Source organism: Streptomyces sp. NPDC053427, from assembly GCF_044544985.1.
In the GTDB taxonomy this organism is placed as follows: domain Bacteria; phylum Actinomycetota; class Actinomycetes; order Streptomycetales; family Streptomycetaceae; genus Streptomyces.
Genome location: NZ_JBITYA010000004.1, coordinates 452,027 through 478,698, shown reverse-complemented (window position 1 = coordinate 478,698; position 26,672 = coordinate 452,027). Strand labels below are relative to the sequence as shown.

20 protein-coding genes are annotated in these 26,672 nt (G+C 73.2%); 13 read left to right on the top strand and 7 right to left on the bottom strand.

What is annotated here, in order from left to right; genetic code table 11:
- Positions 1-291: 291 nt before the first annotated feature.
- From ACIGWZ_RS13790 to ACIGWZ_RS13760, 7 genes are all read left to right on the top strand, one after another.
- Complete coding sequence (locus ACIGWZ_RS13790; protein ID WP_400064027.1) at positions 292-1,137, top strand: TIGR03084 family metal-binding protein; 846 nt, start codon at positions 292-294, stop codon at positions 1,135-1,137.
- Positions 1,134-2,873, top strand: coding sequence for an acyclic terpene utilization AtuA family protein (locus tag ACIGWZ_RS13785; protein WP_400064025.1), 1,740 nt, complete (start codon positions 1,134-1,136; stop codon positions 2,871-2,873). The genes ACIGWZ_RS13790 and ACIGWZ_RS13785 overlap by 4 nt, the downstream gene beginning before the upstream one ends.
- Positions 2,870-4,468: an acyl-CoA carboxylase subunit beta gene (locus tag ACIGWZ_RS13780; RefSeq protein ID WP_400064023.1), complete on the top strand. Its 1,599-nt coding sequence runs from the start codon at positions 2,870-2,872 to the stop codon at positions 4,466-4,468. The genes ACIGWZ_RS13785 and ACIGWZ_RS13780 overlap by 4 nt, the downstream gene beginning before the upstream one ends.
- 108 nt (positions 4,469-4,576) lie before the next feature.
- A complete protein-coding gene (locus tag ACIGWZ_RS13775) occupies positions 4,577-6,472 on the top strand; it encodes an acetyl/propionyl/methylcrotonyl-CoA carboxylase subunit alpha (protein WP_400064021.1) in 1,896 nt (631 codons plus the stop codon).
- A 60-nt stretch (positions 6,473-6,532) separates the two neighbouring features.
- Positions 6,533-7,708: an acyl-CoA dehydrogenase family protein gene (locus tag ACIGWZ_RS13770; RefSeq protein ID WP_400064019.1), complete on the top strand. Its 1,176-nt coding sequence runs from the start codon at positions 6,533-6,535 to the stop codon at positions 7,706-7,708.
- A 211-nt stretch (positions 7,709-7,919) separates the two neighbouring features.
- Positions 7,920-8,708, top strand: a complete 789-nt coding sequence (locus tag ACIGWZ_RS13765; protein ID WP_400064017.1) for an enoyl-CoA hydratase family protein — start codon at positions 7,920-7,922, stop codon at positions 8,706-8,708.
- Entirely contained in the window at positions 8,696-9,325 is a 630-nt protein-coding gene (locus tag ACIGWZ_RS13760; RefSeq protein ID WP_400064015.1) for a TetR/AcrR family transcriptional regulator, read from the top strand. The genes ACIGWZ_RS13765 and ACIGWZ_RS13760 overlap by 13 nt, the downstream gene beginning before the upstream one ends.
- 481 nt (positions 9,326-9,806) lie before the next feature.
- Here the strand turns inward: ACIGWZ_RS13760 and ACIGWZ_RS13755 are convergent, their stop codons facing one another.
- Positions 9,807-10,901, bottom strand: a complete 1,095-nt coding sequence (locus ACIGWZ_RS13755; protein ID WP_400064013.1) for a citrate synthase 2 — start codon at positions 10,899-10,901, stop codon at positions 9,807-9,809.
- A 463-nt stretch (positions 10,902-11,364) separates the two neighbouring features.
- On the opposite strand from ACIGWZ_RS13755, the gene pdxH reads away from it, so the two are divergent.
- Both pdxH and ACIGWZ_RS13745 read left to right on the top strand, forming a co-directional pair.
- Positions 11,365-12,060: a pyridoxamine 5'-phosphate oxidase gene (gene pdxH / locus ACIGWZ_RS13750; RefSeq protein ID WP_400064011.1), complete on the top strand. Its 696-nt coding sequence runs from the start codon at positions 11,365-11,367 to the stop codon at positions 12,058-12,060.
- A gap of 591 nt (positions 12,061-12,651) precedes the next feature.
- Positions 12,652-14,010, top strand: coding sequence for a PAS domain-containing protein (locus ACIGWZ_RS13745; protein WP_400064440.1), 1,359 nt, complete (start codon positions 12,652-12,654; stop codon positions 14,008-14,010).
- A gap of 35 nt (positions 14,011-14,045) precedes the next feature.
- Here the strand turns inward: ACIGWZ_RS13745 and ACIGWZ_RS13740 are convergent, their stop codons facing one another.
- Positions 14,046-14,813, bottom strand: coding sequence for an SIS domain-containing protein (locus tag ACIGWZ_RS13740; protein ID WP_400064009.1), 768 nt, complete (start codon positions 14,811-14,813; stop codon positions 14,046-14,048).
- 200 nt (positions 14,814-15,013) lie between these two features.
- On the opposite strand from ACIGWZ_RS13740, the gene ACIGWZ_RS13735 reads away from it, so the two are divergent.
- Both ACIGWZ_RS13735 and ACIGWZ_RS13730 read left to right on the top strand, forming a co-directional pair.
- Complete coding sequence (locus ACIGWZ_RS13735; protein ID WP_400064007.1) at positions 15,014-15,706, top strand: metal-dependent transcriptional regulator; 693 nt, start codon at positions 15,014-15,016, stop codon at positions 15,704-15,706.
- Between the two features lie 552 nt (positions 15,707-16,258).
- A complete protein-coding gene (locus tag ACIGWZ_RS13730) occupies positions 16,259-17,134 on the top strand; it encodes an alpha/beta fold hydrolase (protein WP_400064005.1) in 876 nt (291 codons plus the stop codon).
- Between the two features lie 262 nt (positions 17,135-17,396).
- Here the strand turns inward: ACIGWZ_RS13730 and ACIGWZ_RS13725 are convergent, their stop codons facing one another.
- Entirely contained in the window at positions 17,397-17,534 is a 138-nt protein-coding gene (locus ACIGWZ_RS13725) for a hypothetical protein (RefSeq protein ID WP_400064003.1), read from the bottom strand.
- A gap of 203 nt (positions 17,535-17,737) precedes the next feature.
- On the opposite strand from ACIGWZ_RS13725, the gene ACIGWZ_RS13720 reads away from it, so the two are divergent.
- Entirely contained in the window at positions 17,738-20,062 is a 2,325-nt protein-coding gene (locus ACIGWZ_RS13720) for a serine/threonine-protein kinase (RefSeq protein ID WP_400064001.1), read from the top strand.
- A gap of 42 nt (positions 20,063-20,104) precedes the next feature.
- On the opposite strand, the gene ACIGWZ_RS13715 is transcribed toward ACIGWZ_RS13720, so the two are convergent.
- Together ACIGWZ_RS13715 and ACIGWZ_RS13710 are read right to left on the bottom strand one after the other, a co-directional pair.
- A complete protein-coding gene (locus tag ACIGWZ_RS13715; RefSeq protein WP_400064000.1) occupies positions 20,105-21,364 on the bottom strand; it encodes a hypothetical protein in 1,260 nt (419 codons plus the stop codon).
- Complete coding sequence (locus ACIGWZ_RS13710; protein WP_400063998.1) at positions 21,354-23,279, bottom strand: hypothetical protein; 1,926 nt, start codon at positions 23,277-23,279, stop codon at positions 21,354-21,356. The genes ACIGWZ_RS13715 and ACIGWZ_RS13710 overlap by 11 nt, the downstream gene beginning before the upstream one ends.
- Positions 23,280-23,500: 221 nt before the next feature.
- On the opposite strand from ACIGWZ_RS13710, the gene ACIGWZ_RS13705 reads away from it, so the two are divergent.
- Positions 23,501-24,070 carry a hypothetical protein gene (locus tag ACIGWZ_RS13705; RefSeq protein ID WP_400063996.1) on the top strand — a complete coding sequence of 190 codons (570 nt, stop codon included), beginning with the start codon at positions 23,501-23,503 and terminating at the stop codon, positions 24,068-24,070.
- Positions 24,071-24,134: 64 nt separating this feature from the next.
- On the opposite strand, the gene ACIGWZ_RS13700 is transcribed toward ACIGWZ_RS13705, so the two are convergent.
- Positions 24,135-25,751 (bottom strand): transporter, encoded by a 1,617-nt coding sequence (locus tag ACIGWZ_RS13700; RefSeq protein ID WP_400063994.1) that lies wholly within the window; start codon positions 25,749-25,751, stop codon positions 24,135-24,137.
- Positions 25,748-26,617, bottom strand: a complete 870-nt coding sequence (locus ACIGWZ_RS13695) for an ABC transporter ATP-binding protein (protein WP_400063993.1) — start codon at positions 26,615-26,617, stop codon at positions 25,748-25,750. The genes ACIGWZ_RS13700 and ACIGWZ_RS13695 overlap by 4 nt, the downstream gene beginning before the upstream one ends.
- Between the last annotated feature and the right edge of the window lie 55 nt (positions 26,618-26,672).

Sequence of the window (26,672 nt, the reverse complement as noted above, 5' to 3'; positions counted from 1 at the left end):
GGTACGGGCAAGGGTCCTCCCGGCGGCATGAGGGGCGCTCCCGGTGGGCGGTCGACCGTCGGCCGGATTCCCCGGGATCGTCTGCGGGACGGGGAGCGACGGGGCCGAGGCGGCGGCGCCGTGCCGGGTATCTCCATGGCGGAAAACCATGCAGGCATGCTTGATTGTTTCTGTCGCCGCTGCCAGGCTCGCTCCAGCACCCGTACCGCATCGCACCGCACCCGTATATCCGTACGCCGATGTCAACGCGCCCTGCCCGTACGGCAGTTGGCGCGACGAGGGGAGTGTCGCGTGTCCGAAGCCGGCGCCGTACTGGCGGACCTCACGGAGGAGAGCGAGGAGCTGGACGCCCTGGTCGCCGGGCTCCCCGCCGAGCGATGGGCGACGCCGACACCCGCCGCGGGCTGGACCCTCGCCCACCAGATCGCCCATCTGGCCTGGACCGACCAGAAGGCGCTGCTCGCGGCCACCGACCCGGACCGCTTCCTCCGGGTGGCCGTACCGGAGGCGCTCGCCGCGCCGCTGACCTTCGTCGACGAGGGAGCGGAAGCGGCGGCCCAGGCGCCGCCCGCCGAACTGCTCCAGAGCTGGCGGGCCGGCCGCGAGGCGCTGCGGGAGGCGCTCACCCAGTGGCCGGCGGGCGACAAACTGCCGTGGTACGGGCCGCCGATGAGCGTCGCGTCGATGGCGAGCGCGCGGCTGATGGAGACCTGGGCGCACGGCCAGGACGTCGCCGATGCGCTGGAGGTGACGCGTACCCCCACCGCCCGGCTGCGCCATATCGCCCGGATCGGGGTGCGGACCCGTAACTTCGCCTACTCCGTCCATCACCTCACCCCGCCCGAGGAGGAGTTCCGGGTGGAGCTGCGGGCGCCATGGGGGTCCCCCCGCTCGAGCGCAGCCGAGAGTGGGGGAGGGCGGGAGCTCTGGGCGTACGGGCCGCAGGACGCCGCGCAGCGGGTGACCGGGGACGCCCTGGAGTTCTGTCTCCTGGCGACTCAGCGGGCGCATCGCGCCGATCTGCCGAGCCTGCGGGCCGAAGGGGCGGACGCGGAGCGGTGGCTGGGCATCGCCCAGGCCTTCGCGGGGCCGCCGGGCACGGGCCGGCCGTCGACGGCGAAGGGCGGCGCCCGATGACCGGCGGCCCGATACGCCCCATCGGCGCCGACCCCGCCGTCCTGCGCATCGGCAACGCCTCCGGCTTCTACGGCGACCGCTTCGACGCCCTCCGCGAGATGCTCACCGGCGGCCCCCTCGACGTGCTGACCGGCGACTACCTCGCCGAGCTGACCATGCTCATCCTCGGCCGGGACCGCCTCAAGGACCCCGGGCGCGGCTACGCGACGACCTTTCTGCGGCAGCTGGAGGAGGGGCTGGGGCTGGCCGCCGAGCGCGGGGTGCGGATCGTCACCAATGCGGGCGGGCTGAATCCGGCTGGACTGGCCGATGCCGTGCGGGAGTTGGCGGAGAAGGTCGGCGTGCCCGTACGGGTGGCCCATGTCGAGGGCGATGACCTGCTGGAGCAGCGGCGGTGGGGCGAGGGCGTGCTGACCGCCCACGCCTATCTGGGCGGCGGGGGAATCGCGGAGTGCCTGCGGGCCGGGGCCGATGTGGTGGTCACCGGCCGGGTGACCGATGCGGCGCTGGTCAGCGGGGCCGCCGCGGCGCACTTCGGCTGGCGCCCGCAGGACCTGGACCAGCTGGCCGGCGCCGTCGTCGCCGGCCATGTGCTGGAGTGCGGCACCCAGGCCACCGGCGGGAACTACAGCTTCTTCGCCGCCGACGGCGCCCCCGACCTGCTGCGGCCCGGCTTTCCGCTCGCCGAGATCGCCGCCGACGGCGGCTCGGTGATCACCAAGCATCCGGGCACCGGCGGCGCGGTCACGACCGGTACGGTCACCGCCCAGCTGCTGTACGAGACGGCCGGGGCGCGCTACGCCGGACCGGACGTGACGGCCAGGCTCGACACCGTACGGCTGACCGAGGACGGGCCGGACCGGGTCCGGATCTCGGGCGTGCGCGGCGAGGCACCGCCGCCGACCCTCAAAACCGGGCTGACCCGCCTGGGCGGCTGGCGCAACGAGGTCACCTTCGTCCTGACCGGGCTGGATGTCGACGCCAAGGCCGAGCTGGCACGGGCGCAGATGGAGGCGGCCTTCGACGCCGCCGCCCACCGCCCCGCCGAGGTGCGCTGGACGCTCGCCCGCACCGACCGGGCGGACGCCGACGTCCAGGAGGAGGCGAGCGCGCTGCTGCGGCTGGTGGTGCGCGACGCCGATCAGGACGCGGTCGGGCGAGCGGTCAGCGGCGCCGCGATCGAGCTGGCGCTGGCCAGCTACCCCGGCTTCCACGTCACCGCACCGCCCGGCAAGGGCACCCCCTACGGCGTCTTCGAGGCGGTGGCGGTGGCGGCGGACGAGGTCCCGCACACGGCCGTCCTCCCCGACGGCACCCGGATCGGCATCCCGCCCGCCCGGGACACCCGGGAGCTGACCCGGCTGCCCGACCCCGAACCGCCCGCGCCGCCGGACGCCGCCCTGGCCACCCGCCGCGCCCCTCTCGGCCTGGTCGCCGGCGCCCGCAGCGGCGACAAGGGCGGCTCGGCGAACGTCGGCGTCTGGGCCCGTACGGACGAGGCATGGCGCTGGCTGGCCCACGCCCTGACCACCGACCGGCTGCGCCAACTCCTCCCCGAATGCGCCGGTCTGCCGGTCGACCGCCACCTGCTGCCGGGCCTGCGCGCCCTGAACTTCGTCATCGACGGACTGCTCGGCGAAGGCGTCGCGGCGCAGGCCCGGTTCGACCCACAGGCCAAGGCCGTGGGGGAGTGGCTGCGGTCGCGCCACATGGACATACCGGAGGTACTGCTGTGACCGTCCTGGGAACCGCGCTCGACCCGACGGGCGCCGAGTACGCGGAGCGCCGTGCGGCGATGCTCGCCAAGCTGGCGGAGGTCGAGGCCGCACACGGCGGGGCGGTCGCGGGCGGCGGCGAGAAGTACGTCGCCCGCCACCGGGGGCGCGGCAAGCTCCTCGCCCGCGAGCGCATCGAACTCCTCCTGGACCCCGACACGCCCTTCCTCGAACTGTCCCCGCTCGCCGCCTGGGGCAGCGACTACGCCGTCGGGGCGTCCCTCGTCACCGGCATCGGGGTGATCGAGGGAGTGGAGTGCCTGATCACGGCGAACGACCCGACCGTACGGGGCGGCGCCAGCAATCCCTGGACGCTCAAGAAGGCGCTGCGGGCGAACGAGATCGCGTACGCCAACCGGCTGCCGGTGGTCTCGCTGGTCGAATCGGGCGGCGCGGATCTGCCCAGCCAGAAGGAGATCTTCATTCCGGGCGGGGCGCTCTTCAAGGACCTCACCCGGCTGTCGGCGGCCGGAATTCCGACGGTGGCCGTCGTCTTCGGCAATTCGACGGCGGGCGGCGCCTACGTCCCCGGAATGTCCGACCACGTCATCATGGTCAAGGAACGGGCCAAGGTGTTCCTCGGCGGGCCGCCGCTGGTGAAGATGGCGACCGGCGAGGAGAGCGACGACGAGTCGCTGGGCGGCGCCGAGATGCACGCCCGCACCTCCGGCCTCGCGGACTACTTCGCCCTCGACGAACCGGACGCGCTGCGGCAGGCGCGCCGGGTGGTCGCCCGCCTCAACTGGCGCAAGGCGCACGCCGATCCGGAACCGGCCGCGCCGCCCAAGTACGACGAGGACGAGCTGCTGGGCATCGTCCCCGGCGACCTCAAGGCGCCGTTCGACCCCCGCGAGGTCATCGCCCGGATCGTGGACGGCTCCGACTTCGACGAGTTCAAGCCGCTGTACGGGCCGAGCCTGGCCACCGGCTGGGCCGAGCTGCACGGCTATCCCGTCGGAATCCTCGCGAACGCGCAGGGCGTGCTGTTCAGCGCCGAGTCCCAAAAGGCGGCGCAGTTCATCCAGTTGGCGAATCAGCGCGATATTCCGCTGCTCTTCCTCCACAACACCACCGGCTACATGGTCGGCAAGGAGTACGAGCAGGGCGGCATCATCAAGCACGGCTCGATGATGATCAACGCGGTGTCGAATTCCACGGTCCCGCATCTGTCCGTCCTCATGGGGGCCTCGTACGGCGCCGGGCACTACGGGATGTGCGGCCGGGCGTACGACCCCCGCTTCCTCTTCTCCTGGCCGAGCGCCAAGTCCGCCGTGATGGGGCCGCAGCAGCTGGCGGGCGTGCTGTCGATCGTCGCCCGCGCCTCGGCCGCGGCCAAGGGGCAGCCGTACGACGAGGAGGCGGATGCCGGGCTGCGGGCGATGGTGGAGCAGCAGATCGAGTCGGAGTCGCTGCCGATGTTCCTTTCCGGGCGGCTGTACGACGACGGCGTCATCGACCCGCGCGACACCCGCACCGTCCTCGGCCTGTGTCTGTCCGCCCTGCACACCGCCCCGTTCCAGGGCGCGCGGGGCGGCTTCGGCGTCTTCCGGATGTGAGGCGGCTTCCGGAGGTGAGGCGCGCAGGGATGCGCAGGGCACGCAGGGATCCGAATGGACGCGAAGGGATGCGCGCGGATGCGCAGAGACGGGAATCGTGAGGCAGAAGTGATCCGTTCCGTACTGGTCGCCAACCGTGGCGAGATCGCCCGGCGGGTCTTCCGCACCTGCCGTGAGCTGGGCATTTCCACCGTCGCCGTGCACTCGGACGCGGACGCCGACGCGTTGCACGTACACGAGGCGGACGCGGCGGTACGGCTGCCCGGCGACGCCCCCGCCGACACCTACCTCCGTGGCGAACTGCTCGTGCAGGCCGCGCTGGCGGCCGGCGCGGACGCCGTCCACCCCGGCTACGGCTTCCTCTCCGAGAACGCGGCCTTCGCGGCCGCCGTGGCCGACGCGGGCCTGACCTGGATCGGCCCGCCGCCCGCCGCCATCGAGGCGATGGCGTCCAAGACCCGGGCCAAGGAGCTGATGGCGGCGGCCGGGGTGCCGCTGCCGGCGCCGATCGACCCGGCGGCCGCCACCGAGGCCGACCTGCCGCTGCTGGTGAAGGCGGCGGCGGGCGGCGGCGGCCGGGGCATGCGCGTGGTCACCGAACTGGCCGACCTGCCGGCCGAGTTGAAGGCCGCCGAGGCCGAGGCGGCCGCGGCCTTCGGCGACGGCGAGGTCTTCGTCGAGCCGTACATCGTCGGCGGCCGCCACGTCGAGGTGCAGATCCTCGCGGACGCGCACGGGACGGTCTGGACGCTCGGCACCCGCGACTGCTCCCTCCAGCGACGCCACCAGAAGGTCATCGAGGAGGCCCCGGCCCCCGGCCTGCCCGACGCGCTGCGGGAGACCCTGCACCGGGCCGCGGTCCAGGCGGCCCGCGCCATCGACTACCGGGGCGCGGGCACCGTGGAGTTCCTGGTCCCGGCCGACGGGCGGGCGTACTTCCTGGAGATGAACACCCGCCTCCAGGTGGAGCACCCGGTCACCGAGGAGATCTACGGCCTCGATCTCATCGCCCTCCAGATACGGGTGGCCGAGGGCCGGGCGCTGGAAGCCGCCGAGCCCGCCGCCTCCGGGCACGCCGTGGAGGCCCGGCTCTACGCCGAGGACCCGGCGGCCGACTGGCGCCCGGGAACCGGCACCCTGCACCGGCTGGCGCTGCCCGACGGCGTCCGGCTGGACTCCGGCGTGCGCGACGGCGACACCATCGGCGTCCACTACGACCCGATGCTCGCCAAGGTCATCGCCTGGGCCCCCACCCGGGACGAGGCCGTACGCAAGCTGGCCGGCGCCCTGGAACGCGCCCGCATCCACGGCCCCGTCACCAACCGCGACCTCCTCGTACGGTCCCTGCGGCACCCGGACTTCGCCGACGCCACCGGACTGGACACCGGCTTCTACGACCGCCACCTCGCCGCCCTGACCGAGGACGGCCGGGACGGCGCCGGACTCTCCGCCCTGGCCGCCGCCCTCGCCGATGCCCACGGCCGCTCCCGCTTCGGCGGCTTCCGCAACGTCCCGTCCGGGCCGCAGGCCAAGGCCTACGCCTGCGCGGGCACCGCGTACGAGATCCGCTACCGGCTCGGGCGCGACGGCCTGGTCGCCGAGGACTTCCCCGGCGTACGGCTCATCGGCCTGGCACCGGGCGAGGTGGTCCTCGAAACCGACGGACTGCGACGGAGATTCGCCGTTTCCCGCTACGGCGACCGGATCCACGTCGACTCGCCGCTCGGCGCCCACACCCTCACCGCCCTGCCCCGCTTCCCCGACCCCGCCGCCCGCACCGAACCCGGCTCCCTGCTCGCCCCGATGCCCGGCACGGTCGTACGGATCGCGGACGGGCTCGCCGAGGGGGACCGGGTCGAGGCCGGACAGCCGCTGCTGTGGCTGGAGGCCATGAAGATGGAACACAAGATCACCGCACCGGCCCCCGGCACCCTCACCTCGCTGCCCGCGCGCACCGGACAGCAGGTCGAGATGGGCGCGCTGCTCGCCGTCGTCGCGGACTGAACGGCGCCGCCGCTTCCTCGATCCCGTACGCCCCTCATCCACGCCACACAAGGAGCCGTCATGACGCATGGCACGAGCAACCCTGTGATCGAGACCGAGGAACAGCGCGACCTGCGGGCCGCCGTCGCCGCGCTCGGCAAGCGCTACGGCCGCGCGTACTTCGCCGACGTCGTCGCCGAGGGCAAGCAGACCGACGCACTCTGGGCGGAGGCCGCCGAGCTCGGCTATCTCGGCGTCAACCTCCCCGAGGAGTACGGCGGCGGAGGCTGCGGCATAGCCGAACTGTCCCTCGTGCTGGAGGAGTTGGGGGCGGCGGGCTGTCCGCTGCTGATGCTCGTGGTCTCGCCGGCGATCTGCGGCACGGTCCTCGCACGGTTCGGCACCGAGGAACAGAAGCGGACCTGGCTGCCGGGCCTGGCCGACGGCTCCCGCAAGATGGCGTTCGGCATCACCGAGCCGGACGCCGGGTCCAACTCCCACCGCATCACCACCACCGCCCGGCGGGAGGGCACGGACTGGGTCCTCAACGGCCGCAAGGTGTTCATCTCCGGGGTCGACATCGCCGACGCGACGCTGATCGTCGGCCGGACGGAGGACGCCCGGACCGGCCGCCTCAAGCCCTGCCTCTTCATCGTCCCGCGCGAGGCTCCCGGCTTCGGGCGCAGCCCGATCCCCATGGAACTGGCCGCCCCGGAGAAGCAGTTCGAGCTGACCCTGGACGAGGTGCGGCTGCCCGCCGACGCGCTCGTCGGCGACGAGGACGCCGGGCTCCTCCAGCTCTTCGCCGGCCTCAACCCCGAACGCATCATGACCGCCGCCTTCGCCCTCGGCATGGGCCGCTACGCCCTCGACCGCGCCGTCGACTACGCCCGCACCCGCCAGGTCTGGAAGGAGCCCATCGGCACCCACCAGGCCCTCGCGCACCCGCTGGCGCAGGCCCATATCGAGCTGGAGCTCGCCCGGCTGATGATGCAGAAGGCGGCGCACCTCTACGACGCGGGGGACGACATGGCCGCCGGAGAGGCCGCCAACATGGCCAAGTACGCGGCGGCCGAGGCGGCGGTGCACTCCGTCGACCAGGCCGTCCACACCCTCGGCGGCAACGGCCTCACCAGGGAATACGGCCTGGCGTCGATGATCACGGCCGCCCGCGTGGCGCGGATCGCCCCGGTGAGCCGGGAGATGATCCTCAACTTCGTCTCGCACCAGTCGCTGGGTTTGCCCAAGTCGTACTGAGGGCGGGCGGCGGCCGTCCGCGGCGGCGGCCCGGGAGCCGATGGCGCGGCGGCGGGGGCGGCGCTGGGCGCGACGACGTGATCGCGTACCTTGCCGAGCGGTCGCCCCGTACAGGAAAGCGCGGCGCGCGGAGCCCGGACAGCGCGCCGCACCCCGACCGGCAAGATGCCGCGGCGCCAACTGCGCGCCAGGGAAAGGAGCACGAGGCCTGATGACAGACGCACCCGTGACCGCCGACGCGCCCGGGACACCCCTCGTGGCACGCTCCCACGAGCGCGGCATCACCACTCTCACCCTGAACTCCCCGCACAACCGCAACGCCCTCTCCGCCCGCCTGGTGGCCGAACTCCACCAGGGCCTCCAGGACGCCGCGGCCGACGACGGCACCCGCGCCGTGGTGCTCACCCACACCGGCGGCACGTTCTGCGCCGGTGCGGACCTGTCCGAGGCCACCTCGGGGGCGGCGAAGGACGGACCGCTGGGGCTGGCCCGGCTGCTGCGCGCCCTCGTGGAGCTGCCCCGGCCGGTCGTCGCCCGGGTCACCGGCCACGTACGGGCCGGCGGGCTCGGCCTGCTCGGCGCCTGCGACATCTCCGTGGCGGGCCCGGAAGCCACCTTCGCCTTCACCGAGGCCCGCCTCGGGCTGGCGCCCGCCGTCATCTCGATGCCGCTGCTGCCCCGGCTGGACCCCCGGGCCGCGGGCCGCTACTACCTCACCGGGGAGAAGTTCGGCCCGGCGGAGGCGGCCCGGATAGGGCTGGTGACGCTCGCGGCGGACGAGGTGGACGCCGGGCTCGCGCCCGTACTGGAGGGGCTGCGCAAGGGCTCACCACAGGGCCTGGCCGAGTCGAAGAAGCTGGTGACGGCCGAGGTGCTGCGCGCCTTCGACCGCGATACGGAGGCGCTCGCCGAACAATCCGCGCGGCTCTTCGGCTCCGCCGAGGCGCGCGAGGGCATGACCGCCTTCCTGGAGCGACGGGCCCCGGCATGGGCGCGCTGACCCCGGCCCGCGGTCCCAAGCAGCCCCAGCAGGAACGCAGCCGCGCCACCCGGCTGAAGCTCCTGGAGGCGGCCATCTCCTGCCTGGCGGAGCGCGGCTGGAACGGCAGTACGGTCTCCGTGGTCGCCGAGCGGGCGGGGGTGTCGCGGGGGGCGGCCCAGCATCATTTCCGCACCCGGGAGGATCTCTTCACGGCGGCCGTCGAGCATGTCGCCGAGAAGCGGCAGGGAGCGCTGAGGGCGGTCGCGCACAAGCTGCCGCCGGCCGGGTCGATCGCGCGTACCTGGATCATCGTCGAGGAGCTGGTCGACCTCTATACGGGGCCGCTGTTCCGGGCCGCCCTGCATCTGTGGGTGGCCGCGTCCGACGAGGAGCAGCTGCGCGACCGGGTCACGGCCCTGGAGGCGCGGGTCGGGCGGGAGGCGCACCGTACGGCGGTGGCGCTGCTGGAGGCCGACGAGTCGGTGCCGGGCGTACGGGAGACCGTGCAGGGGCTGCTGGACATGGCGCGGGGGCTCGGGCTCGCCAACCTGCTGACGGACGATTCGGCCCGGCGGGGGCGGGTGGTGGAGCAGTGGGCGCGGATGGTCGATGACGTTCTGGCCGGTTCGGGGTGAGGCCGGGGTTCGCCCTACGTTGCCGGGTGCGGCGCCGTGCCCTTCGGGGTTCGCCCCGCGCTGCCGGGTGCGGCGCCGTTTTTGGTGCGGTGGTTTTCGGGCCCGCCTGGCGGCGGGATCGGGGGTGGTTGTGGGGTTGGCCGCGGGGTGGTGTGGGTGGGTGCGGGGCCGGTCCTCCGGGACTTCGTCCCTCCGGCCCGGCCCCTCCCGGCCGGTTTCGCGGCCACCCCTGGGTGGGGGTGGGGTCGGCTGTGGCCGGTCCAGGAGGTTGGGCGGGCGGGCCGTCTTGTACTTCTCTTCCCACCGGCCGGAGGTCGAGGACGGGCGGGAGGCGGCGGGCTGGAGGGACGAAGTCCTGGAAGCCTGACGCCGCACTCACCGCAGCGGAGCATCGACCGCTACGGCCAACTCCCGCCCCGCCCGCCGAAGGCGGGCAAAGAACACCCCCACGGCGCCGCAGACAAAAACGTGGGGAGAAACCTCAGAGCCCCTCGAAGCCTTCGATCTCGCGCGGGCTGCGGGAGGGCGGCCCCACGTAGCGGGCCGACGGCCGGACCAGTCGGCCCGTCCGCTTCTGTTCGAGGATGTGGGCGCTCCAGCCGGCCGTCCGGGCGCAGGTGAACATCGAGGTGAACATGTGCGCCGGGACCTCGGCGAAGTCCAGCGTGATGGCGGCCCAGAACTCGACGTTGGTGGCCAGCACCCGGTCCGGGCGGCGGTTGTGCAGCTCCTCCAGGGCGGCCTTCTCCAGGGCCTCGGCGACCTCGAAGCGCGGGGCGCCCAGCTCCTTGGCCGTACGGCGCAGCACGCGGGCGCGCGGGTCCTCGGCGCGGTAGACGCGGTGGCCGAAGCCCATCAGGCGCTCGCCGCGGTCCAGGGCGTTCTTGACGTAGGCGGTGGCGTCGCCGGTCCGCTCGATCTCCTCGATCATGCCCAGGACGCGGGAGGGGGCGCCGCCGTGCAGCGGGCCGGACATCGCGCCGACCGCGCCGGACAGCGCGGCCGCGACATCGGCGCCGGTGGAGGCGATGACCCGGGCGGTGAAGGTGGAGGCGTTCATGCCGTGCTCGGCGGCCGAGGTCCAGTAGGCGTCGACGGCCTTGACGTGCTTGGGGTCGGGCTCGCCGCGCCAGCGCTTCATGAAGCGCTCCACGACGGTCTCCGCCGTGTCGATCTCCTTCTGCGGCACCATCGGCAGGCCCTGCCCGCGCGCCGACTGGGCGACGTACGACAGCGCCATCACGGCCGCGCGGGCGAGATTGTCGCGGGCCTCCGCCTCGTCGATGTCCAGCAGCGGTTTCAGGCCCCATACGGGCGCGAGCATGGCCAGCGCGGACTGCACATCGACCCGGATGTCACCCGAGTGCACCGGGATCGGGAACGGCTCGGCCGGCGGCAGGCCGGGGTTGAACGCCCCGTCGACCAGCAGCCCCCAGACGTTTCCGAAGGACACCTGCCCCACGAGTTCCTCGATGTCGACGCCGCGATAGCGCAGCGCGCCGCCTTCCTTGTCCGGTTCTGCGATCTCCGTCTCGAACGCGACGACTCCCTCAAGTCCGGGTACGAAGTCGGACATCAGGCGGCTCCTCATGATGGGGACGGCACGCGGTCGGGACCGGATGCCGTGCAGTCGGATCTGGTGCGGGCGTCGGTGCGGTTACGCGGCTGCGCGGGCAGCTCGCGGTCCGTACCGGCCACCCCGGTGATGCCCCGCCAGGGCATGGGTCACTCGAGGGTCCCGCTCGCGGTGGGTCGGGCCGCGGGCGGGCACGGTGCGATGTAGGTGCGTCGGTGTGGTGCTGTGGTGCGGCGGTGCTGTGGTGCCGGGTCTCGTCAGGGCGCGCACTGCGTCCCTTCAGGCCGGACACGATAGCTCCCGATGTTCACAGGCCACAGTGGGCAGGCCCATGATTTTGGCGGGTTCGTCACCTGCGGGGCACCGTGACATCCGGCACACTCGTCGATTCGCTGACGGGAGGGTTACGTCCGGTCGACGGCGGGCAGACTTCCGCCCCTCTCGGCTGCCCCGGGCGGACCGGATGCTGCAAGATGAGGCCGTGCACCCTGCCGACGCGCCCTTTTACGAGACCCCCGACCCCTCGCCCATGCGCGCGCACTACCGCGCCGAGGGGCTCACCGAAGCCGATCTCGCGGCCAGTCCGTACGACCAATTCGCGCGCTGGTTCAAGGAAGCGGTCGCGGCCGGCCTGCACGAGCCGAACGCGATGGTCGTCTCGACGGCGGACCCCGACGGCCGGCCGAGCTCAAGGACCGTACTCCTCAAGGCGTTCGACACCCGCGGCTTTGTCTTCTACACCAACTACACCAGCCGCAAGGGCCGCGAACTCGCCGAGAACCCGCACGTCTCGCTGCTGTTTCCCTGGCACCCGCTCGCCCGCCAGGTGATCGTGAGCGGCACCGCGGAACGCATCGGCCGGGACGAGACCGCCGCCTACTTCCGCACCCGCCCGCACGGCTCCCAGCTGGGCGCCTGGGCCAGCGACCAGTCCGCGGTGGTCGGCTCGCGCGCCGAACTGGAACGAGCCTACGAGGAATTGGCGGCCCGCTACCCGGAGGGTGAGCAGGTCCCGGCGCCGCCGCACTGGGGCGGCTACCGGGTCGTCGCCGAGGCGGTGGAGTTCTGGCAGGGGCGGCACAACCGGCTGCACGACCGGCTGCGGTACGTCCACGACGGGGCCACCGACGGCTGGCGGGTGGAGCGGCTGGCGCCCTGACGGCTGGGCCGGACGTACGGGCCCGGACGTACGGGCCCGGATGTACGGGCCGTGGCCGGCGCCCCCACGCCGTGGGGGCGCCGCGCACGCAGACGACCCGCGGGCTGCCTCCTCCGCGCTCGGTGGCGCGAAGGGCCGGTCGGACGAACCGGCAGACCGCGGGTCGGGTGACTGCTTGGGAATTGGGCCGGCTGCGCATCTGCAGTATGCGCGGGTCCGGCGCCGCACTTCGGTGAAGCGACGGGCCGCTAGCCCGCAGCCACCTCACGCGTCCGGTTCTTGATCATCTTCCGAACCACCTCCCTTCTCGTGTGCACCACACGTTAGGCAGCCGTCCAGCCTCGTTCAACCGAATTTCCCGGACGCAACGATTTCCGTGAATCGGGTGTGTGCTGAGTCACGTTCCAGTTGAATAAGGCGAGGTGCAGCGCGTGCAGCGGTGTTCTTGAGCTGTGTCCTTAAGGGGTGTCAGTGACTGCTTCGTCGGCTTCCTCTGCCTCGTCCGCGTCATCGTCCGCCTCGCCTGCCTCTCCCGGCTCTTCCGCGTCGGCGTCCTCCTCCGCCGGTCTGCTCGCCGCGCTCCTGGACGGCATGGATGCCGCCCTCGCTGCCTTCGGGGCGGACTGCGCGGTCACCCACTGGAACCGCGAGGCCGAGCGCATCCTGGGCTGGACGGCGGCCGAGGCGGTCGGCCGCAGAGGCCTCGCGGGCTGGGCGGCTCGCAAGGAGGACGCCGAGGAGATCCAGGCGGCGCTCGCGGCCGCGATGCGGTCCCCGGGCCGTCAGGTGGAGGAATTCGCGCTGCTGACCAAGGACGGCCGCCGCGTCCTCGTCCGTACGCAGATCTCCGCCGTCCGTGGGCCCGACGGCCGGGCCAACGGGGTGTACTGCGCCTTCAGCGAGGTGCATGCCCAGCTCGACCTGGAGCGGTCCATCGCGCTGAGCGAGGCGCTCTTCGACGACGGCTCCTGGGGCGTGGCCCTGGTGGACGCCGATCTGCGGCTCGCCGTCCTGAATGCGCACGCCGCCCGTGCCCTGGGGGTGGGGCGCACGGCCTCGCTGGGGTGCCCGCTGGGCGATCTGCTGACGCAGGGCGTGGAGGAGCTGGAGGGCGCGCTGCAGCACGTGCTCGCCGAAGGCGCGCCGCCGGCCGCAGCCGAGCTGTGGGTGACGCTGCGCTCCGAGGAGGCCGGCCCGCCGCGCCGGTGCTGGCGCAGCGGCTTCGTGCGGCTGGCCTCGCCGCTGGCCGAGGAGCCGGTGCCGCTCGGCGTCGCCTGGCTCTTCCAGGACGTGACCGACGCCAAGCGGGCCGAACAGGACAGCTCCCTGCTGCGGTTCCGCGCCCACCAGCTGCACCGTGCCGGCCGCGCCGCCGCGGAGTGCCCGGACCCGTCCGAGGCCGCCGCCGTCCACCTGGACTTCGCCCTCGCCGGGTTCGCCGATCACGGCCTGGTGGACCTCGCTCCGGCGCCCGTACCGGCGCCGTACGGAGCGGTCGACGGGGACGTGGACGCGGACGAGGCCTGGGACGGGGACGGGGACCTGGGGGCCGCCAACCGGGCCGGGCGGGGGCGGGCGCCGCGGCTGGTGCGGGCGCTGGCCTCCCCGGCCGGGGAGCCGGGGCCCGCCGAGGCCCTTTCGGGGACCGGTATCCCGATGGCGTACCCGCCGGGGCACCCGGCGGCGCAGGCGTACGAGCGCCGGGGGTCGGTGCGCACCAGCGCGGGCCCGGGCGCGGCCGAGGGCTGGGCGGCCGCCCGTAAATGGCCGGACGGCACGGTGCACGGGCTGTGCGTGGTGCTGCGCAGCCGCGGTCGCACGCTGGGCGTCGCGACGTTTCTGCGGGCCCCCTCGCGCCGCCCGTTCGACCGCGCGGACGCGGACTACGCGGAGGAGGTCGCGGCGCGGATCGCGGCGGCGCTGGACCTCGCGGGGGCCGGGGGCGGCTGAGGGTGCCGCGGGCGGTGGCCCGGGCCTGTCATGCGCTACTGCCGGTAGAAGATCCGGTCCGCGTACCGGCTCATCACCCGGGCGTTCCAGTCGTGCCCGCCGTCGACGTTCCCGGAGCGCAGCAGCGGCGGTTCGGTGCCCCGCTCGGCGAGCGCCCCGGCGGCCGTCGCCACCATGGCCTGCATGATCGCGCTGGTGACGACGGTGGAGGCGGGCGCGAACGGCGCGTCGATGCCCGGCGCGGTCAGTTCCGCGTCGCCGACCGCGATCGCGCTGTCCAGGACGATGTCGCAGTGGTCCTTGAGGTAGGTGCCCGAGGCGTGCCGGGACGAGGTCTCCGTCGCGTACGCCACCGACGTCACGCCGATGACCTTGATGCCGAGCGCCCGCGCGTTCATCGCCATTTCGACGGGCAGCGCGTTGCGCCCGGACAGCGAGATGATCACCAGCACATCGCCGGCCTTCAGCGGGCTGGTGTCGAGGACGGCCGCGGCGAGCCCGTCGACCCGCTCCAGGGCGCTGCCGAGCGTCGCGGGCCGTACGTCCACGCCGACCACCCCGGGGACGGACAGCAGGTTCATGACGGCCAGGCCGCCCGCCCGGTAGACGGTGTCCTGGGCGGGGAGCGAGGAGTGCCCGGCGCCGAAGGAGAACACCCGGCCACCCGCCTCGACGGTGTCGGCGATCAGATGCCCGGCGGCGGTGATCCGGTCGCCGGTCGCCTCCCGTACCTGCCGCAGGAGATCGATCGCGGCGTCGAAGTACTTCCCGGCCAGGTGGTCGCTCTGGTCGCTCTCAGGCATCGCCGCGGGCCCTCTCGTCGGGTGTCGTGGAAGCGGTGGATCGGTCGTGGCGCGGATCACGTTGCGGTCTGGACCAGTGCCCTGTCAATACGGCGCAACTCGGTGCGCGGGGTCCGGTGTACGGACGTCGGGGCCCCGTTGTCAGTGGGATGCGTCAGAATTGAATCCAGGGCCACCGCACGACACATCGAGGGGCACGCATGTCCGGACTGATCGACACCACGGAGATGTATCTCCGCACCATCCTCGAACTGGAAGAGGAAGGTGTGGTCCCCATGCGCGCCCGCATCGCGGAGCGGCTCGAACAGAGCGGCCCGACGGTCAGCCAGACCGTGGCGCGCATGGAGCGAGACGGCCTGCTGACGGTCGCGGGCGACCGCCACCTGGAGCTGACGGAAGAGGGCCGGCGCCTCGCGACGCGGGTGATGCGCAAGCACCGCCTCGCCGAGTGTCTGCTCGTCGACGTCATCGGGCTCGAGTGGGAGCAGGTGCACGCCGAGGCGTGCCGCTGGGAGCACGTGATGAGCGAGGCGGTCGAGCGCCGCGTCCTGGAGCTGCTGCGGCATCCGACGGAATCGCCGTACGGCAACCCCATCCCGGGTCTCGAGGAGCTGGGCGAGAAGTCCGAGGCCGATCCGTTCCTGGACGCCGGCATGGTGAGCCTGATGGATCTGGACGCCGGGGCCGACGGCAAGACGGCCGTGGTGCGCCGCATCGGCGAGCCGATCCAGGCCGACGCGCAGCTGATGTACACCCTGCGGCGGGCCGGTGTGCAGCCGGGCGCCGTGGTGAGCGTGACGGAGTCGCCGGCCGGGGTGCTGGTCGGCAGCAGCGGCGAGGCCGCCGAGCTGCATGCGGACATCGCCACGCATGTGTTCGTCGCCAAGCGCTGAGGTGTGCCGGGGCCGGCATCTCCTGCCGGCTCCTTTTTGAAGGATTCCTTGGTTTCCCCGCGAGCCCGCTGAGCTGCGCCGATGCGCCGCGCGGCGGGCTCGTCAACTGTTTGTGCTTTGAACGAACTTGTGGGAACCCGTGCGATTCGGCCGGTGTCGTGCCACGCTGGCGCTGACGCAGTGGCATATGTCGGCACGAGGCGTGTTGCGCGGGTATGGGTGTCGGCTCTCCGGGGTGGGGAGGGGACTCGGGTGCGTCTGATGGCTCTGCCGGGGGACGGCCAGGGCCCCGGCGCTGCGAGCAGCCGAGGCCCTGCCTCCCCATGTCCCCCCGCCAAGACCCGGAGCCCCGAGCTCTCAGGGTCTTTCCCCGCGGGCCCCCTTCCCGGTAGGGCCCGCCTCCCGGCACATGTCTCCCCGTGGCGGGAGCGGTCAATCCTTGGACGAGGTCACTCGAACGAGGGATATCGGGCGCGAGAACGGTGCGTTCGAATAGAGGTTCGATAGTGTGGGTGTGGGGCTGGCCAAGGACGATTGGGGGTGCCGGGGCACATGGTGCGACGCATCGATGTGACAGGGGCCGGCGGTGTTCGGCTCGCGGCCTGGGAATTCACCGACCCGCCCAAGAGCGGTGGCGGGGCGGAGCAGGCCGGGCGCGGCCCGGGCGTGCTGATGCTCCATGGCCTGATGGGGCGGGCGGCCCACTGGGCGGACACCGCGCGCCGGCTGAGCGCGCGGCATCGCGCGGTCGGGCTGGACCAGCGCGGCCACGGCCGCAGCGAGAAGCCCGGGGACGGGCCGTACGACCGCGAGGCCTATGTCGATGACGCCATCGCGGCCATCGAGCAGCTCCGGCTGGCCCCCGTCGCCCTCATCGGCCACGCCATGGGGGCCCTGACGGCGTGGCAGGTGGCGGCCCGGCGGCCGGATCTGGTGAGCGCGCTGGTGATCTGCGACATGCGGGCCTCGGCGCTGGGTGCGGCGTCCCAGCACGAGTGGACGGAGTGGTTCCGTTCCTGGCCGGTGCCGTTCGCGACGCTCGCGGACGTCCGCAAGTGGTTCGGCGAGGACGACCCGACGCTGGAGCGGCCCAAGCCGGCCCGCGGGGAATTCTTCGCCGAGGTGATGGCGGAGCGGGCCGACGGCTGGCGGCCGGTCTTCTCGCGCCGTCTGATGCTCCGGGCGCGCGAGACGTGGGTGTACGACGCGCACTGGGAGGAGCTGGCGCAGGTGCAGTGTCCGGCCCTGGTCGTCCGCGGACTGGACGCCGAGCTGGGCCGCGCCGAGGCCCAGGAAATGGTCCGGGTGCTGCCGCGCGGCGAGTACGCCGAAATCTCCGACGCGGGGCATCTGCTCCCCTGGGAACGGCCCGACGCCTGGTGCCGTGCCATCGAGCCGTTTCTCCGTAAGGCCACGACACCGGCCTGAGCGGGCCGGTTCGGCATGGCAACGGGTGCCGCGACGGCCCCTTTGGCGCGCTCGGAGTCAGGGGCCGTTCTCTCGGTCCCGGTCTCGGTCCCGGCCTCCGTTCCCGTGTGAATCCTCTGCGCGGCGATCTCGTGGGTGAATTCGGGTTTCCCGGATTCGGTTTCCCGGGTTCGCCTTTCGGGATTCGGCGTCAGCTTTTCCGGACGCTTCCCTGAATTGCTGCATCCCGCTCCGGTCGGCTTCAGCTCGCCACGTCACCACGTCACCACTTTGCTGCCTCGCTGCTCACCGCCTCGCCGCTCGCCGCTTCGACGTCCGGCGCGCGCCACCGGCCGGTAGGTGTGCGCAGCGCGGCACCTTCCTCGCGGATTTCCTCGAACGGTCGCGGTGTTCCGTCCATGCGCCCGCCCCATTACCGCGGAATTCAACGGCATTGCTCTCCTGGCAATAACGCGGCAATCGGCGTCCGATCCCTCGGCCGGACGTCGGCAAGTGGCGGGCAGAAGGGCGACGTTACGATGCACTGTCCCGGCACGGCGGCCCGCAGCCCGGTCCAGTGCCTACGGCGCGACGCGCCGCATTCGCTCAATGGGGGAGACCGAGATGGACCCGTTGCTTCCGGACGACCCGCAATCCCTCGGGTCGTACCGCCTGTTGGGCCGGATCGGCGCCGGCGGCATGGGCCGGGTGTATCTGGCGCGGTCGGCCGGCGGCCGGACGGTCGCGGTCAAGGTCGTACGCCCGGATCTGGCGCAGGATGCCGGATTCCGGGGGCGGTTCCGGCAGGAGGTCGAGATCGCACGGGCCGTGTCCGGTCGCTACACCGCGCCCGTCGTCGACGCCGACACGGACGCCGCGCTGCCCTGGCTCGCCACCGCCTTCGTCCTCGGCCCGTCGCTGACCGAAGTCGTCGACGGCTACGGGGCGCTGCCCGAACACAGCGTGCGCGCCCTGGGAGCGGGCCTGGCCGCGGCCCTCACCGAAATCCACTCCGTCGGCCTGGTGCACCGCGATCTCAAGCCGTCCAACGTGCTGATGGCCGCCGACGGCCCCCGGGTGATCGACTTCGGTATCGCGCGGGCCGTCGACGGCGACCGGATGACCCAGACCGGCGTGGTCGTCGGCTCGCCCGGCTATATCCCGCCCGAGCAGGCGCTCGGCCAACAGGTCGGCACCGCCGGCGACATCTTCGCGCTCGGCGCGGTCCTCGCCTACGCCGCCACCGGGCACACGGCCTACACGGACACCACCCCGGCCGCCGTCCTCTACCAGGTCGTCCACGGCGAGCCGGACCTGACCGGCGTACCCGAGCAGCTGCACGGTCTCCTCGCGGCCTGCCTCCACCGCGAGCCGGGGCAACGGCCCACGCCCCAGCAGGTGCTGGAGACGCTGGCGCCGCAGGGGACGGGAGCGGTGTTCGCCAACTGGCTGCCGGGGACCGTCGCTTCGACCATCGCCACCCATGCGGCGCGCATCCTGGACCTGGAAACCCCGGAACACGGCACGCCCGCGGTCGCCGGGCCCGGCACGCCCGCGACGCCCACGCCGGCTCCGGCCGGCGCACAGGACGGGTTCGGCACCGCGCCGACCTTTGTGCTCTCGGGAACGCCGAAGGCCGGGGCGGCGCCGACCGGCGGCGGTGCGCCGACCGGCGGGGCGGGCGCCACCGTGGCGGACGTGCCCGGAGCCGCCGCCGTACCCTCCCGCCGCCGCTTCTTCGGACTGGCCGCGGGCGCCGCGGTCGGCGTCGCGGCCGTCGGCGGGGCCGGGCTCTGGGCGTTCGGGGGCAAGGACAAGGGCAGGGGGCACGGTGCGGGCGCGGCCGGCGGCGCGGGGGGCGGCGACGGAAAGGTGCCCGGCGGGGTGGACCGGGAGAAGTTCCGTACGCCCCCTCCCGGCACGGCCCCGCAGGTCCTGTGGCACCGCACCGTCGAGACGGACAGCATCAGCAGCGACCAGCCGCTGCTGGCCCACAACGGTCTGCTGCTGATCAGCGGCGACCCGCTGGTCGCCCGGCACGCCGTCACCGGCAGGGCGGAATGGACCCGCAAGGGAATCGCGTCCCCGGGCGCCCCGCTGATCTTCGCGACCGGCAGGCTCTTCCTCGTCAGCACGGAGTACGACGGCGATGTCATCGCCCTCGACCCGGACACCGGCAAGGAGGCCTGGCGCAGCCGCCTGGGCGGCGATCTGAAGGTCGAGCACATCCTCAGCGCCGACGAGGAACGCCTCTACGTCATCGCCTCGGTACGCACCGAGAACATCAGGGACAACCTCACGGCCATCGCCGCCATCAACATCCGCACCGGCAAGGTGGACTGGCGGAAGCCGCGCGACAAGGGCACTCAGGACTACGACCTCGAAGGCGTCGCGGCGGACGGCCGGCTCGTCTACACCGACGGCCGCCGCAACGTCACGGTGCGCGACACGGCGACCGGCCGCCAGCTGTGGACGCAGAAGATCGGCGACGACATCGCCTGGCGCCCGGCCGTACACGCCAAGCGGATCTTCCTGGGCGGCGACCGGCTGCGGTCGGTGCACCTCGACACCGGCAAGGCCGACTGGTCGCTGTCCTCCGGGGGCCGCCGCAGCTTCTATCAGCCCATGGCCGTCGGAGGCGTGCTCTACGCCGCCGACCACAGCGGCGGCGTATGGGCCGTCGACCCCGTCCGCGGCAAGAAGCTGTGGCTGTGCGAGGAGCCCGGAGCGCGCCGGGCGCCCACGGAGTTCGTCCTCGTCGGCGGCACCCTCTACGGCGCGTCGTACGACGACGAAGGCGGCATCTTCGCCCTCGACCCGAAGACCGGCACGCTCCGTTGGCACTACAACGACAACACCGAGAACATGGAGCAGTGGCATGTCGCCGCCTCGGGGCGGCGGCTGCTGGTCACCCACGGCGACGAGGTGTACGGCCTGCCGGCGGTGTGAACCCGGCGGCCCTTGCGACGTCAATGAACCCGGCGGCCCTTGCTACGTCAACGTACGGGTGAAGTCCCCTCGTTGGACGCGGGTGGCGAGCGAGTCGCCGCCGAGCAGCGAGCCGTACCCGGTGGCCGCCCAGAGGCTCTCCTCGGCGGGCACCTCGAAGTACGGGACCGGTCGGCCGTCCCGCCGGTCGATCAGGACCTCCGGGGCGCGGCGCGTACGTATCGCCCGTATGCAGGTCTCGCACGCGGCCACCCGCAGCTGCTCGCGGCGGCCGAGGGGCCGCCAGGGCAGGCGGCGGGCGGCGGGGCCGTGCAGCGGGTGGAAGAAGCACAGGGGCAGCGCGCCGGGGGCCCCGGACAGGGCCGCGCGGCCCTCGGCGATCAGCGCGAACACGCCCGCCAGGTCCGGGATTCCGCGGGCGTGGTCGAGGACCGTGCCGGCCGCGGCATAGGCGTCCAGGGCACGCTCGACGGCCGCCGGGGAGCCGTCGGCGGCGCGGGTCTCCTCGCCGAGCCGCACGACCTCTTCGGTGGCGCGTTCCCGGAGCCCGGCCTCGTCGGCGCTCCGGGCGGCGGCGAAGACCGAGCGCGGTAGCGCGAAGGGGGTGGCGACCTCGCCGCGCAGCCGCGCCCGGCGGCGCAGCAGCATTCCCGCGGCGGCGAGCAGCAGCAGTGGCCCGAGGGCGAATGCCAGGAACCGCGGGAACGCCGAACCCGACGGCTTGGGCTTGCCGGTGGGGGAGGCGTGCGTGGCGGGGCCGTTGAGGTCGGCGGTGGCCTTCTTGTACTCCGCGTCGCCGTTCCCGGCCTCGATGATCTCGATGGCGCGGGCGATCCGCCGGGGCAGGCCGGCGTCCTTCACATCGTCCTGGAAGGAGACCGCGGCGGCGGCGTGCCACGCCTGGTGGGCGTCGTCCGGCCATTCCTCGGCGGCGATGTCGTCGCGGTACGTCCCGAGCGTGATCAGGATGGCCGGACCGCCGCCCATCCGGTCGTGCACCACCTCGGCGAGCTGTTGCGGGTCGCCGTCCCAGCTGTCCCCCTCCACCAGCGGCACCAGGGCGACGCGGATCGGCAGCCGGGTCTGCCGGATCCGGTCTACCAGCTTGCGCTGCTGGGCCGGGTCGACGGCCGTGGCGAGGGACGGATCGACATAGACGGGCGAGGCGCGCAGGGCGTTGGCGATCTTCTGCCCGGGGCTCTCGGCGGCCGCGCCGGGCGATGCGGCGCACAGCAGCAGCGCGAGGGACGACGCAGTGAGCGCGAGGGCGGTCCGCACCGGGCGGCGGGGGTCAGTGGACACCGTAGTGCTCCCGTATATCGCGGGTGAGTCGATCTGTTCCGGCGCCGTCGCCGAGCGCGGCCAGCGGTCCGGGGAGGGTGGAGTAGGGGACGGCGGAGCCGGCCCCCCTGGCGGCGGCCGAGGGGCGCAGCCGGAGCACCGGGCCCGGAGCCGTCCGGCATGCCTCGCACACCGGATACCGCTGCCCCCTGGCGCCTGCGGGCCGCACCTTGCGGGCGGGGCCGTGCAGGGGGTTGCGATGGCAGACGTACTGCGTCGCGGCCGGATCCTGGACGGCGGCGAGCCCGGCGCGGGCCAGCACGATCGCGCAGACGAGGTCGGCCGGGGCGGCACCGGCGTCGATCCGCCCGTCGGTGTCGCCGTCGAGCAGCATCACGGCGGCGTCCAGGCACTCCCACGCCCGGCTCCGGGCCTGCCCGGACGGTGCGGCGGTCAAGTCCACCGCACTGCCGAGGGCGTCGAGTTCCTTGCCGGCGGTCTTCCGCAGCCAGGGCTGTGAGGGCGTGTCGGGGGCGTCCGCCCGCCGGCCGCCCGGCCGCCGTATCCGGCGGACGAGCGCGCCGACCGCCGCCACCAGCCCGAAGAGCACCCCGGCGAGCAGGGTGCCGATGAGCAGGCCGGGCGCGAAGTCACCGGAGAAGAGGCCGGGCAGGGCCTGTTCCCGCTTCGGGTCGGGCGCCGGTGTGGGGGCGTACGGCTCATCGCCCGGCTTGGCCGGCGGGGTCTTGGCGACATAGCCGAGCAGCTTCTCCAGGCGGGGGCCGAGAGTGTCCGCGGGGTGGCCGGCGGGGTCGCCGTAGGAGAGGTCGTGCGGACGGTCGAGGAGATACCCGCCGTCGACCCGGGTGCCGTAATTGAACGGGTCGATATCGCCGTTCGACGGGTCGGCCAGCACGATCAGGGCATCGCGGTGCAGCCTGTCGTGCAGCGACTTGGCCAGCAGTTCGGTGCTGCCGCCGGATTCGTCGTCGTTCGAGCTGGGGACGGCGGCGATCACCACCGGGATGTGCAGCGCGCGCAGCCGTTTCCGCAGACGGGCCTGGGCGGTGGCGTCCAGCACCGGAGGGCTCTCGGGATCGACATAGAGCGGGTCGCGGCGCAGGCCGCCGGCCACCCGGTCGAGACGGGCCCGCATATCGGCGGCCGTCGGGTACGAGCCGTCGCCGCTGGTGGTGTCGTCGAAGACCTGCGAGGCGGTGAAGGCGAGCACCCCGATGAGCGCGACGGCGGCCGCGCCGACCGTGATCCTCCGGGTGTGGCGGTGGCGGCGGAGATAGACCGTGATCAGCAGCACGAGGAGGGGTACCGCGCTGACGACGATGCCCGTCACAAAGCTCTGGTTCTCGCGGTCGGTCGGTGTGGTGTGCCAGTTCGCCGGTTCGTCCGCAGGGTAGGCGCCGCCGTACTGCTCCCGGCCTTCCTTGGCCCGCTGCGCCGCCCGACCCGACTTCAGGACATCGACGAAGTACCGGAATTCCTCGCGGGCGGTCACGTCGTACGGCAGCTCGTACATCGCCGCCCAGCGGGCGTCCTTGGCGCCGGGCACGCTCACGCCGTAGGTCTGCACATCCGTCAGACCCGATTCGTCCAGCGAGACATAGAGCCCCTTGCGGCCCAGCCGGTCGTGCACCCCGGCGAGCAGTCCGTCGGAGCCCGAGTCGGCCTCGGCCGGCAGGACGACGACATACGTGGGGACGCCCACGCGCCGGGCCTGCTCGGCGAACGCGGGAGCAGTGGAACGCGGTACCGAGCGCGGCAGCTGGTCGGTCACATAGACCGGGTTCTCCCGCAGCCGCTCGGCGAGATAGGCGGTCCGGGTCGGTGCCTGACCACCCGTCGGCGCCGCCTGCCCCACCCCGGCGGCGCACAGCACCGCCAACCACCCTGCCACCAGCACCAACCCGACGCGCCGCACCGCTTCACCACCTCTCGTTCATCCGTTCCCATGACGCTAGCGCCTCGACGCACCCCGCGCTGAAGGCTGTGGACAACCCCGGCGGGGCCGAGCGGCCGTGCCGGGCCCGGAATTCGTGTGGTGGGGCCGACCGGTAGCCTGCACCGGTCAACATCGCATTGACCTTCGTTCGCGGAGTCAACCAGCAGTCTGCCAACAGCCATCCATGGGGGAGCAAAGCCTTGTCCGCACCGCCGCCTTACCAGAACCAGCCGCAGCAGCCGTACGGGCAGCAGCCTTACGGGCAACCGCAGCAGCCGTATGGGCAGCAGCCTTACGGGCAACCGCAGCAGCCTTACGGTCAGCAGCAGCCCTATGGCCAGCCTCAGCAGTCGTACGGCCAGCCGCAGCCGCCGCGTGGGCCGCAGCGTCCCCAGCGGCCGCAGCCGACTCTGAAGCACCGGCTGATCAGCTTCGCTGTCGTCCTGCCGTTGGCCGCCGGCGGGGTCTGGTACGTGTGGGACTACAACACCAATCCCCATGGCGGCAAGGCCGCCAAGGAGGCCGAGGCGTCCGCCTCCGCCGAGGCCTACGACAACAAGCACAACCCGAAGAAGGGCGACTGCGTCAAGATCACGGGCTCCGGTCGCGCCATGGAGATGACCATCGTCGGCTGTGACACCCCGGACGCCCAGTACAAGACGGGCGACGTGATCGGGGGGCGGGAGAAGTGCGGGCCGCAGTACGCGCGCAGCATCGTCTACTCGTACGACCACCGACCCACCACCACGTGGTGCTTCACCGAGGTCTGAGCCTCGGCGCACCCCCCCGGCCGCCGCCCGGACCCCGGGCGGCGGTCGACGCCGTAAGGGCCCCTCATGCCTTGCTGACCGCCCCGAGAATCTCCGGCAGCCGCGCCGCCACCCGGGGCGCCGCCAGCCGCAGCCCCAGCTCCGCCGCGCCGAATCCGTAGACCGCGCCGGCCGGCAGCAGTATCCACAACAGGCCGTGCAGCCCCGCCACATGGAGCCAGATCGTCAGGCCCAGCAGGGGCGCGCACAGCACAGCGCCGATCAGGAACCCGCCGAAGAGGCTGATCCAGGCGATCGCGCCCTGCCCGGGGGCGACGTTCTTGTTGCCCTCGGAGGGGATGGAGTACGGGAAGAGCGCCGAGGAGAGTGCGCCGGTGGCCAGCAGCGCGCCCAGCAGGCCCAGGGACAGCCCCCACACCTCGAGGAAGTCCGACCAGGGGCCGATGAAGGCCGCGGCGCCGGCGACGACCAGGGTGACGTACGGGACGGCCACCAAGGCCACCGCCAGCGCGCGGGCCCGTAGCTCCTGGTAGGCGTCCCGTGGGGTGGCGATCGTCGAGGCGACCATCCAGAACGCCGAGGTGTCCTGGCCGAACTGGTTGTACATCTGCACGCCGAGCAGGGCGGAGGCCGAGAAGGCCGTGTAGATGTTGCCGTTGCCCTGGACGGACGACACGACGGGGATCAGGAGGCCGACGCCGAGCGCCGTCGCCCAGGCCATCTTGGACTTCGGGTCGCGCCAGGCGTAGCGCAGCACCCGGAGCATGACCGTGCCCGTACGGCCGTCCGGGAGCAGGCGTGCAAGTCCCCGTTCACCGCTGCCGGAGCGGCGTGCGCTGTCCTTCTCCACCGCCTGGAGGGTGGAGGAATCCGGGGAGGTCATCAGGGCGGTCAGCGTGCGCTGCCACCACCACAGGAGCAGGACCAGGGCCAGCGCGGTGAGCGCCAGACCCGCGGCCGCGCGCCCGTACGCCCCCTGCCCCGCGTCGTCCACCGCGCTGATCGCGGAGGCCGGCGGCACCCAGCGCAGCACCTCGCCCAGCGGCTCCAGTACGGACAGGCCGTCCGAGCGGCCGAGCTTCTGGGCGGCGATGTTGACGGCCTGCGCGCCGATGGCGATGAACAGGCCGCTCAGCACGGCGAGATCGCGCCCGCGGCGACTGGTCAGGAGGCGTACGGAAGCGGTGGCGACGGCGCGCGCCAGGGACACACAGACCAGCACCACCAGGACGACGGCCAGGACGCCGACGGCCGCGGCGGCCGCCCCCTGGGCGAGCATGATCACCGTGCCCGTCACCAGCGCCAGGGTGAAGACCGGACCGATGCCGATCAGCGACGCCACCAGGAGCGAGACGATCAGCGGGCGCGGCCGCAGCGGCAGCATGACCAGCCGCGTCGGGTCCAGGGTTTCGTCGCCGGTGGGGAAGAACAGCGGCATCACGGCCCAGCCGAGGGTGAGGATGCCGATCAGCAGGACCGCCAGGGCGTCGGCGTGGGCAATGCCGCGCAGCGCGATCAGGCCCACGACGACACCGGCGGCGAAGAGCAGGCCGACGACGACGGAGGCGACATAGGCGAGGGTGCGGCCCGTCGACTGGCGCAGGCCGTTGCGCAGCAGCGACAGCTTGAGCCGTATGAAGACGGAGGTCAGGGACGGCGCGGGGGAGGATGCGGCGGTCATCGGGCGCCGCCGCCCAGCCAGTCCAGGTTCTGGCCCGCGCCGCGGTCATGGGCGCCGACGAGCCCGAGGAAGGCTTCCTGGAGGGACGGCGCATCGCCGCGCACCTGGGCGAGCGGGCCGTCCGCGCGGATCCGGCCGGCCGCCATCACCGCGACCCAGTCGCACAGCGACTCCACCAGCTCCATCACATGGCTGGAGAAGACGACCGTCGCCCCGGAGGAGGTGTAGCGCTCCAGGACGCCGCGGATGGTCTGCGCCGACACCGGGTCGACGCCCTCGAAGGGCTCGTCGAGGAAGAGGACTTCGGGGTTGTGGAGGAGCGCGGCGGCCAGGCCGATCTTCTTGCGCATGCCGGTGGAGTAGTCGACGACCAGTTTGTTCCGGGCGCCGGAGAGGTCGAGTACCTCCAGCAGCTGGTCGGCCCGCTTGTCCACCTCGTCGCCGGGCAGGCCGCGCAGCCGCCCTATATAGGCGAGGAGTTCGCGGCCGGACAGCCGCTCGAACAGGCGCAGTCCCTCGGGCAGTACGCCGATCCGGGACTTCACGGCCACCGGGTCGCGCCAGACGTCGTGCCCACCGATCTCCACCTGTCCGGCATCCGGCCGCAGCAGCCCCGTCACCATGGACAAAGTGGTGGTCTTGCCGGCGCCGTTGGGGCCGACCAGGCCGATGAAACGGCCCGCGGGGAGGGTCAGGTCGATGCCGGAGACGGCGACCTGTTCGCCGAATTTCTTCCACAGGCCCTGGACGCGTACGGCGGGCGGCGGGCCGGCCGCGGCGCCACCGACGGCCCCCTTCGGCCCGGCGCCCCGCTCGGCGCCGCCTTCCGCTCCGACAGGCTCGTCCCGCTCCGATTCGTTGGCCACCGGCCCCGCCCTCCGACGTCCCCGCAGGGGCCCGGTCAGGCCCCCGTCCGACGCC